The organism is Myroides phaeus, from assembly GCF_900099675.1.
GTDB lineage: Bacteria > Bacteroidota > Bacteroidia > Flavobacteriales > Flavobacteriaceae > Flavobacterium > Flavobacterium phaeum.
This window is the reverse complement of record NZ_FNDQ01000030.1, coordinates 19,998-30,195: the sequence shown is the minus strand read 5'-3', so window position 1 is coordinate 30,195 and position 10,198 is coordinate 19,998. Positions and strand designations below refer to the sequence as shown.

General features: G+C 32.5%; 7 protein-coding genes. 5 read left to right on the top strand and 2 right to left on the bottom strand.

Annotation, left to right across the window (positions count from 1 at the left end; genetic code table 11):
* The first annotated feature begins 235 nt into the window (after positions 1-235).
* Both cls and BLT46_RS11925 read left to right on the top strand, forming a co-directional pair.
* The gene (gene cls, locus BLT46_RS11930) at positions 236-1,714 is read left to right on the top strand and encodes a cardiolipin synthase (RefSeq protein ID WP_090410347.1); all 1,479 of its coding nucleotides are present in this window, start codon (positions 236-238) and stop codon (positions 1,712-1,714) included.
* An 18-nt stretch (positions 1,715-1,732) separates the two neighbouring features.
* Positions 1,733-2,674: an alpha/beta hydrolase gene (locus BLT46_RS11925; protein WP_090410346.1), complete on the top strand. Its 942-nt coding sequence runs from the start codon at positions 1,733-1,735 to the stop codon at positions 2,672-2,674.
* Positions 2,675-2,759: 85 nt separating this feature from the next.
* On the opposite strand, the gene BLT46_RS11920 is transcribed toward BLT46_RS11925, so the two are convergent.
* A complete protein-coding gene (locus BLT46_RS11920) occupies positions 2,760-5,156 on the bottom strand; it encodes a TonB-dependent receptor (RefSeq protein WP_090410349.1) in 2,397 nt (798 codons plus the stop codon).
* Between the two features lie 170 nt (positions 5,157-5,326).
* On the opposite strand from BLT46_RS11920, the gene BLT46_RS11915 reads away from it, so the two are divergent.
* From BLT46_RS11915 to BLT46_RS11905, 3 genes are all read left to right on the top strand, one after another.
* Positions 5,327-5,893, top strand: a complete 567-nt coding sequence (locus BLT46_RS11915; RefSeq protein WP_090410345.1) for an LOG family protein — start codon at positions 5,327-5,329, stop codon at positions 5,891-5,893.
* A gap of 218 nt (positions 5,894-6,111) precedes the next feature.
* Positions 6,112-6,861: an NYN domain-containing protein gene (locus BLT46_RS11910; protein WP_090410344.1), complete on the top strand. Its 750-nt coding sequence runs from the start codon at positions 6,112-6,114 to the stop codon at positions 6,859-6,861.
* Positions 6,862-7,229: 368 nt separating this feature from the next.
* On the top strand, positions 7,230-9,266 hold the full coding sequence (locus BLT46_RS11905) for a dipeptidyl-peptidase 3 family protein (RefSeq protein WP_090410343.1): 2,037 nt from the start codon (positions 7,230-7,232) through the stop codon (positions 9,264-9,266).
* Positions 9,267-9,332: 66 nt separating this feature from the next.
* Here the strand turns inward: BLT46_RS11905 and BLT46_RS11900 are convergent, their stop codons facing one another.
* Positions 9,333-10,112: an AraC family transcriptional regulator gene (locus BLT46_RS11900; RefSeq protein ID WP_090410342.1), complete on the bottom strand. Its 780-nt coding sequence runs from the start codon at positions 10,110-10,112 to the stop codon at positions 9,333-9,335.
* Positions 10,113-10,198 lie beyond the last annotated feature (86 nt).

Here is a 10,198-nt window from a genome sequence, read left to right as displayed (position 1 = left end):
AACGACTATTTAATTCTTCAACTTTTGTAATATTGAAATGCTCTACCAAGTACTCAGGTAGGATTAGTTTTAGTATTTCTTTGCTATCCATCATGGTGCAAATATATTATTTTACAACTTCCTCCCCAACTTTTGTGCTTGATCCTTTATTTTTTTAAATTTATTACTTCTCTAAAAGTTTGTCTCTATCTGACAGATGTCATAGTGGTAAGTTTCTTGAATAAATACATTTGATATGTTTTTTAGAATACAAGCAGATTGGTTTATATATCTTGAGATTATATATTTTTTAATTGCTATCGGTGTAGCTATTCGAATTGTATATGATACAGATTCTATTTCTAAAACCTTAGCTTATTTACTTCTTATTTTTTTTGTACCTATTTTTGGGATGCTGTTTTATTTTTCTTTTGGGATTAATTATCGAAAGAGAAAGATGTATTCTAAAAAGTTAAAGGTAAATGACGACTATAGTGAACGCTTGTCAAAGCGCCTGAGAGAAGTTCATTTAGATTTAGGTGAAAATGGCAATCCAATTGTAAATAAAAATCGTTCATTCATCAATATGTTATCTAATCCCGCATTAGGCGACGGCCCTTTATTGGTTGGCAATAAAGCTGAAATATTGGAAAATGGGGAGGAGTTTTTTCCAAGGTTACTACAAGACTTAAAGCAAGCAAGAAAAAGTATTCATATTGAGTATTATATTTTTGAGAATAGTGACATCGGGAGAGAAATAGAAGAGGTATTAATAGCAAAGGCAAAGGAGGGGATTGAGGTTAGATTTATATATGATGATTTTGGATGTCGCGATATAAGAAAAAATATAGCTCGTAATTTAAGAGCAAACGGTGTAGAAGCTTATCCTTTTAATGAAATTATACTATTGGCTTTTGCAAATCGACTTAATTATCGAAATCACCGTAAAATTGTCGTTATAGACGGACTTATTGGTTATACGGGAGGAATAAATATATCCGATAGGTATGACAACCGTAAAAAGGATTTAAATGAGTTTTTCTGGAGAGATACGCATCTTCGTTTGGAAGGACCTGGTGCTTATGGGCTACAATATGTCTTTTTAGCAGATTGGAACTTTTGTAGTAAGCAGTCAATCGCTTTCAATGAAAAGTATTTTCCTAAAGTAGCAAGGGATGTAGCGGGAAATGTGCCGGTACAGGTGATTTCTTCTGGACCGGACTCAGATGTGCCTTCTATCCTTTATAGTGTCTTAAAAGCAATACAAACAGCCCAGAGTGAGGTGTTGATAACAACTCCATATTATATTCCAGACGAATCATTACAGTTGGCTATAAAAATGGCTGTTTTGAGTGGTAAAAAGGTGAAAATTATATTACCTGGTATTACAGATTCACATATTGTAAAACTTGCATCGGAATCTTATTTCCAAGAACTCTTAGAATATGGTGTTGAGATTTATTTGTATAAAAAAGGATTTATCCACGCTAAGACTTTTGTGACAGATTCAGGAGTAAGCTCAATAGGTACTTGTAATTTAGATCATAGAAGTTTTGATTTGAATTTTGAAGTCAATGTTATTACTTATGATGAAGCTTTTGCTAATAAGATGAGACAGATGTTTTATAATGATTGTAAGGATTCAATTAAATTAGAATTGAGCTTTTGGAATAAGCGTTCTAATTGGCATCGACTGAAAAATAGTTTCATTCGTTTATTTTCTCCTTTATTATAATCAATTTGTTTTTAGATTATGAATTTACATTTTACGTATCAGGATTATATAACACATCAACATACTTTTGCAAACGATTATGAGGGGAGGGTTATTACCACACTTATCGAATCGAAAAGCAATAAAAAAGAGGCATATAAATCTGTTTTATATATACACGGTTTTTGTGATTATTTCTTTCAAAAGCATATCATGGAATACTTTAATTCTGTAGGAATTAATTTTTATGCTCTTGATTTAAGAAAATGTGGTAGGTCTCTTCTTACTCATCAACACCCCAATTATTGTCAAAGCTTAGACGAGTATTTTCCTGATATTGAGTTTGGTTTAGATTTTATTCTAAACGACAATAAAGAGACTCAAATTTATCTTTTAGGACATAGTACCGGGGGGCTTTTAGCAACATATTACGCTAAATTTGGAAAGAAGAGAGAGAAGTTGAACGGATTGATTTTAAACTCTCCATTTTTAGATTTCAATATTCCTTTTTACGTGAAACCGTTTGTAAGCTTTTTTGCTAAAAATAGAAAGAACAGTAATCCTTTTGGATGTATAGATGGATTACCAGAAATATATGGTGAGTCCTTACATAAAGATTATAAAGGTAATTGGGATTATGACAAGCGATTAAAACCAATTAAGCCTTTTCCTGTATTTTATGCTTGGATATTTGCTGTGAAACAAGCACAAGATAGGTTAGAGAAGTCTTCAGATTTAGGAGAGTTGCCAATATTACTATTGTATAGTTCAAAATCCGGTAATCCTAAAAAGTGGAATGAAACTGTGTTTGAATCAGATATTGTGTTAAATGTAAATGATATTAAACGAGTAGGAAATAGATTGAGTAATGTAGTTGTAGATGCTTGTGTTGAGAATGGCATACACGACTTATTTTTATCTAAAGAAGAAGTTATAAAAAAGGTACAAAGTAAAGTAAGAGAATTTCTATTAAAATATTAATTGACAAAATAAAAAAAGCTGCTATCCTTAAAATAGCAGCTTTTTCAGTAATAATCAAAAAAAGAATTGTCTGACGGATTGTAGATTAGAATAATCCTCCACCTCCGCCACTACTTTGTTTCGTGTTAGAATCTCTGTACTTTCTTTGTAAAGCACGGTTCTTAGCACCTCCAAACATATAGTTTACACCAATGTATAATGATCTACTTTCCCATCTAAATTCTCCTGTTGCAGGATAAGGATAGATTGAGTTATAACCATATTTCATTGTGTTGAAAATATCGTTTACACGAGCACTGATGCTCATTTTATTGTTTAATAAAGAGTATCTTACTCCAGCGTCTATCTTATACATTTCTTTAGAATCTGAAGTAATACCATCTACACCACCTCTATAGAATCCGAATAAGTTGAAACGTAAATTCTTAGTTGCTTTAAAGTTACTGTTTAAACGTGCATTGAACGCATTAGCAGTAATCGAACGCATAATCATTTCTGTTTCTATTCCTTGTGTTGTTGTTTTGATTTCTGAAACTACACCAGTTTGTTTAATACTTGAGAAATCAATAGCTGGTTGCATATCCCACCATGGTGTAACTTTTATATTCGCAGAAACCTCAAATCCATAAGCATCATTTGATTTGTAGTTGTCATACGTCATTAATAAAGCATTTGGGTTATCATTCAACGGATCTTTGTAGATCACGTGGTTGATCTCTTTATTAATGTTTCTGTAATAAACTCCAGCAGTAATACTACTTTGTTTAGCAAACATTCTTGTGTAGTTTAACTCAATAGAGTTTGTAAACTGCGGTTTAAGTTCTGGATTACCCACCATTGACATTAATGGAGTAGAGAACTGTCTGATTGGATTTGTTTGAGAAACACTTGGTCTATCTACACGACGGCTATAGCTCAAGTTAAACATATCATTGTCAGTCATATTATATCCTAAGTAAACAGAAGGGTATAAAGTAACGTAATCATCTTTGAAGATTGTTTTACCTGCTGTTTTAGAATCTACTTTATAGCTTTCTAATCTTGTTCCAACTTGGTAATTAAACTTGCCATAGTTTTGTCCAAAAGTAACGTAAGCAGAATAGATATCTTGGTTGTAATCATTGTTAACAATATCTTTTCCTACGATAGTAGAATTAAAGTTATTCTCAGCTCTTGAAATTCTTGCTTCAGCACCTACTTCAAGTTTTGTATGATCGTTTAAAGGGTTTACATAGTCAACGTTTACAGTTGTCATAGTACTCTTATCAACTGAAAAATCTTGGTAGAATACATTATTAGCTACACCAGTTTTAGTGTTGTAGTCTCCATCATTTGTACGCTTGTTATCATTTAAGTTAACTTCAACGTCTAATGTGTGTCCTTTTTTCTCAAATAAATGTTTATAAGCTAAGTTATATGAACTATATCTACTTGATCCATCATAATAAGTTTTTTGGAAGATATCTTCAAAATCACCTTTAGGATAAACAGTAGATGTATATAAGTCTAAATCATTTGAACCATTACTTTGGTTTGTATAAAAAGACAAAGTATTGTTGTCATCGATATAGTAGTCAACACCTACTTTATATAAGTAAGAGTTGTTTTTAGAACGCATTCTAATCTCTGTTGGAGAAGAAATGTCGTGACGGAACATATCTCCTTCATTTTTATATTTTCCACTGCTGAAACTCCCATTACCAAAGAAGTTTAATTTCCCTTGTCTATAGTTTAAGTTTAATGAGTTTGTTGTTTTAGGCGTTTTAGCAATAGTCAAACCTGTGTCAACAGAACCATTGAAACCATCAGCTGTATTTTTGTGTAATACAATATTAATGATACCAGACATTCCTTCTGGATTGTACTTAGCACTTGGGTTAGTAATTAACTCAATACTTTTGATTGAAGTAGAAGGAATTTGCTTTAATAGTTGATCAGCAGAGATATTTGTTGGACGTCCATCAATAAGAATACGTACATTTTCATTACCTCTTAGCGAGATTTTACCATCTTGGTCAACATTAACAGAAGGGATGTTATTCATAATTTCTGATGCAGTAGCCCCAACAGTTGTTAAGTCTTTTCCAACATTAATTACTTTTCTGTCAATCTTTTGTTCAATAGTAGACTGCTCAGCTACAATATTAACTCCTTCTAAAGTTGTCGCTTCAGGTTGTAGGTTAATATATCCAAAGTTTTGAATAGCTTCAGTTAATTCGAATTCTTTTGTAAATGTTTTGTAGCCAATAAATTGTACTTCAATAGTGTATTTTTTCATTGGAGCAGATAGCTCAAACTTTCCGTCTTCTGCAGTCATTTGACCTGTTACAATAGCCTCACCATCTTTCAAAGAAATTGTAGCATAAGGAACTGCTTCATTGAGCGTTTTATCGAAAACGATACCTGTTACTTTTCCTTTTTGTTGTGCAAACGTAGTGCACACCATGGTTAAAAAAAGGAAAATGCTTAGTTTAAATTTCATAATTGTTATTGAGTTAAGTTTATTTGTTTTAATTTGGGTTGCTAACATAATAGTAACAGTATTTGACTATTTGTTACAGTCTTTTTTTGTAAAAAAAATAAATTAATATTAAATATTACATAAGTTGTTGGTATTCAGTATTTAAAATCTTATTTGTAATCAAAATAAATATGAGATATACAGTTTTTTGTGGTTCGAGTTCTGGATCAAAAGCATTGTTTAAAGCAGAAGCTTATCGTTTGGGACAAACAATGGCTAATCACAAAATAGGCTTGGTCTACGGTGGAGCCAGAGTCGGTTTAATGGGAGCAGTAGCAGATGGTGCACTTGAACACGGGGGAGAGGTAATAGGGGTTTTACCTACTTTCTTGAAAAAGGTAGAGTTGGAACATACTCGTTTAACGGACTTAATCATTGTAGAAACAATGCACGAGCGCAAAGCTAAAATGGACGAATTGTCTGATGGTATCATTGCAATGCCAGGTGGGTATGGTACATTGGAAGAGTTTTTTGAGATGTTGACTTGGGCACAATTAGGCTTGCATAAAAAGCCAGTTGCCTTGTTAAATATAGATGACTTCTATACTCCGTTGTTGCAAATGGCAGATTCAATGGTAGCAAATGGTTTTTTAAAACAGGAAAATAGAGATATGATTGTTGTTGCAAATAATATTGATGACCTTCTTGTATTGATGAAATCTTATGTTGCTCCTACTACAGTTAAGTGGATTAAGTAATTATTTTTTTGTGAGAGGAACGCAATGTCTTACAAGTTTTGGGAATGTTTTATAATTATATATTGACTTATGAAAATAGCATAAGTTTTGTTTTTTTAATCTGATAAGGTATTGTGTTCAACAACAAAAAGATATATTTAAAAATATATTAGCATATAAAAATCCCATTTTAAATGGGATTTTTGTATTTTAGAGACTTTGTAATTAGAAACTAACGAATGGAAAAAATAAATAATAATATAGCGATCTTGGTAGATGGCGATAATGCGCAACCAAAACTACTGGAAGAAATATTAGAAGAGGTGTCTAAGTATGGAAAAGTAACAATAAGACGAATTTATGGAGATTGGACTACTCCACAAATGGGGAGTTGGAAAGACCTACTGAACGACCTGTCATTTTCGCCTATTCAAAAATTCAACTACACAACAGGAAAGAACTCTACGGATAGTTCTCTGATTATTGATGCAATGGATATTCTACACAACAAATCGGTTGATGGATTTTGTATTGTGTCGAGTGATAGTGATTACACAGGTTTAGCTAAGCGAATTAGAGAAGGTGGTATATTTGTTATGGGAGTAGGTGAAAAGAAAACACCGAATGCCTTTGTACAGTCTTGTGAGATATTTACTTATTGTGAAACCCTGATGCCAAAGGAAACTGAAAAGGAAAAGGGAGGTAATGGCAATGCTAAAAAAGCGAATAATAACGATGATGATGACAATAAATCGTTAACTAAGAAAGAATTTAGATTGATAGATAAAGCTTTTAATATGTCAGTTGACGAAGAAGTAGAGGCTTATATCTCAACAGTTGGAGGTAATATCCGTAAACTTAATCCAAGTTTCGATGCTCGTGATTATGGTTTTAGAAACCTGACAGAATTGTTTAAGCATTTAAAAACCTATGAGGTTATTAATAATAATGTAAAGGGATTAAATCATCCTTTAGTAAAGAAAAAGTAGCCTTCGGGTTACTTTTTTGTTTTTATATACTTTGTCTAAGTGTAGTTGTGTAATCAATAAGCACTATGAAAGACGAAGTAAGCTTATCTCTAATTATGCTCTCTTTTTTGGTAGCACATTTATCTATAGCTACTTTTATAACTACTATTGAGGTGTTTTAATTTCTAAATATTAAGCTTTTTTAAAAGTAAAGCACAAGAATACAAGTAAATAATATTTAGTAATCTGAAAGAAGAAAGGTGTTTTTTCGATGATTATGTAAATAAATACGTTCAAAATTTTGTAGTTCATAATTTCTAACGGAAAAAGGTATAGGGGTTCCGTATAGAATTTTATATATTTGTTGCAACACGAATAAACGAAACATTATGAGATTAAACACTATTGCTTGTATTGCACTTGCTTCAGCAATGTTCCTTTCTTGTGGGAAAGATAAAGAGAATAAAACAAATAACGAGAACGCAAAAGAAGTGGAGAACTTTGAATACAGTGTAGACAAGTTTGGAGATATTGAGGTTTTAAGATATCAAATTCCAGGATGGGATGACTTGACTTTAAAAGAAAAAACATTAGTATATTATTTGAGCCAAGCTGGTTATGTAGGTCGCGATATTATGTGGGACCAAAACTATAAGCATAACTTAAAGATTCGTAAGGCTCTTGAAAATATCTATGTAAACTACCAAGGAGATAAAACAACTGAAGATTGGAAAAACTTTGTGGTTTATGTAAAAAGAGTATGGTTCTCTAACGGTATTCACCACCATTACTCAAATGATAAAATTAAACCTGCATTTGCTAAAGCATACTTTGATACTTTATTGAAAGAAACAAATACAACATTAGATAATAGTGTTGCAGAAATTCTTTTTAATGATGTAGATAACAAGAAAGTAAACTTAGACGCTTCTAAGGATTTAGTGGTTGGTTCTGCTATAAACTTCTATGGAGAAGGTGTTACAGCTAAAGAAGCAGAGGATTTCTATGCTAATATGACAAGCCCTGATGCTAATCGTCCTTTGTCTATCGGTTTAAACTCTAAATTGGTAAAAGAGAACGGTAAGTTAGTTGAGAAAGTTTGGAAAAGTGGAGGGTTGTATGGTCCTGCTATTGATCAAATTATCTATTGGTTAGAAAAAGCACAGACTGTTGCTGAAAACCAAAAGCAAGCTGACGCTATTGGCTTGTTGATTAAATTCTACCAAACAGGAGATTTAAAATCTTGGGATGATTATAATGTTGCGTGGGTACAAGCAACGGAAGGAAATATCGATTATAATAACGGATTTATTGAAGTGTACAATGACCCATTAGGACATAAAGGTTCTTATGAGAGTGTTGTTCAAATCAAAGACTTTGATATGTCTAAGAAAATGGAAGTTTTATCTCACGAGGCACAGTGGTTCGAGGATAACTCTCCGTTAATTGACGCACATAAAAAGAAAAGTGTAGTAGGGGTAACTTACAAAACTGTTATCGTTGCTTCTGAATCTGGTGATGCATCTCCAAGTACACCTATCGGAGTAAACTTACCAAACGCAGATTGGATTAGAGCAGAACACGGATCTAAATCAATTTCATTAGGTAATATTATTGATTCTTACAATCACGCAAGTGGTTCTGATCGTTTGAAAGAGTTTGTTCACGATGAAGAGGAATTCCAATTGGAGGAAAAATATGGTGAATTAGCGGATAAATTACATACAGCTTTACACGAAGTTATCGGACACGCATCTGGGCAAATTAACCCTGGTGTTGGGCAACCACAAGTTACTTTAAAAAGCTATGCTTCTACATTAGAAGAAGGACGTGCTGACTTAGTAGGACTATTTTACTTATACAACCCTAAATTACAAGAATTAGGATTAGTAGATGATTGGAAAGCAGTAGGAAAAGCAGCTTATGATGGATATATCAGAAACGGATTAATGTTACAATTAGTGCGTTTAGAACCAGGTGCTGATATTGAGGAAGCTCATATGAGAAACCGTCAATGGGTTAGTGCTTGGGTATTCGAAAAAGGTAAAAAAGACAACGTAATTGAGAAAGTTGTTCGCGATGGTAAAACATATTTCAATATTACTGATTACGAAAAACTACACGAATTATTCGGTCAGTTATTAAGAGAAACTCAACGTATCAAATCTGAAGGAGATTTTAATGCAGCAAAAGCTTTAGTTGAAAACTACGGAGTGAAAGTTGATCAAGCTATTCACAAAGAAGTATTAGCAAGAAACGCTAAATTTAATTCTGCTCCATATAGAGGATTTGTAAATCCTTATATCGTTCCTGTGAAAAATGATAAAGGAGAGATTATAGATTTCGAAATTAAACAACCAGAGTCTTTTGAAGCTCAAATGTTGTACTACGCTAAAGAGTATAGTTTCTTACCAGTAGAAAACTAATCAACTTAGTATAAAAGATAAAGCCAACCGAGAGGTTGGCTTTTTTTATGCAGTAAAGCTAAATAGCTATTTATTAATTTGATTTAAGAAATCACTTGGTCTTCTTCCTATTAATTTTGTGAATACATTGCTGTAAGATTGGGCACTGCTATAGCCTACTTTAAAAGCGATTTCATTGATGGTTAATACACCTTCACTAAGTAACTCAATGGACTTTATAATTTTGACCATTTGTATATACTTTGCAATACTAATACCTGTTTCTTTTTTAAACTGTCGTTCTAACGTACGAATGCTCAAGTGAAATATTGTCGCTACTTCTTCAATGTTTATTTTATGTTGATAATTTTGATGTATATAAGCAGCAATATCTATTAAGTTCTTACTCTTGGGTACTGGAGTTTGCAAAGGTACAGCGTTGTCTATAAATGAAGGTAACTCGTGTAATATCGCTTTTAGAAAGAGGGACTCACTCTTGTTTTCTTCTTTTAGCATTGACCATTTTTCTGTGTAGAGTATCATTTCTTTTAGTACAGGAGGAATAGCAAATAAATACAATTCATCATAGAAAGAAGGAAGGTTATCAATGTCAAAATATAACGTGCGCAGAGATACGTGTTCTGATGAGGTGGTTGTTTTGTGAATAGCGTTTGAAGGTATCCAAGCCACGTGATTTTGTGGTAGTAAGAAGTGGTTCTCTTCAATATGTAGATATTGATATCCTTCTTCTACAAATACCAATTGTGCTTTTTTGTGAGAGTGAAATTCATCTGTGTGTTTCCACTGTTTTGCGTGCCACACAAAAACGTCTTTTCCAACTTCATCTACTAATTTATGCCCATCCATACTTGTCGTTTTAGTTATGATATATGGCGAATATAATTAAAAATAACCACTTAATTTTGTGTCATATTTAAAAACTCACAGAATAA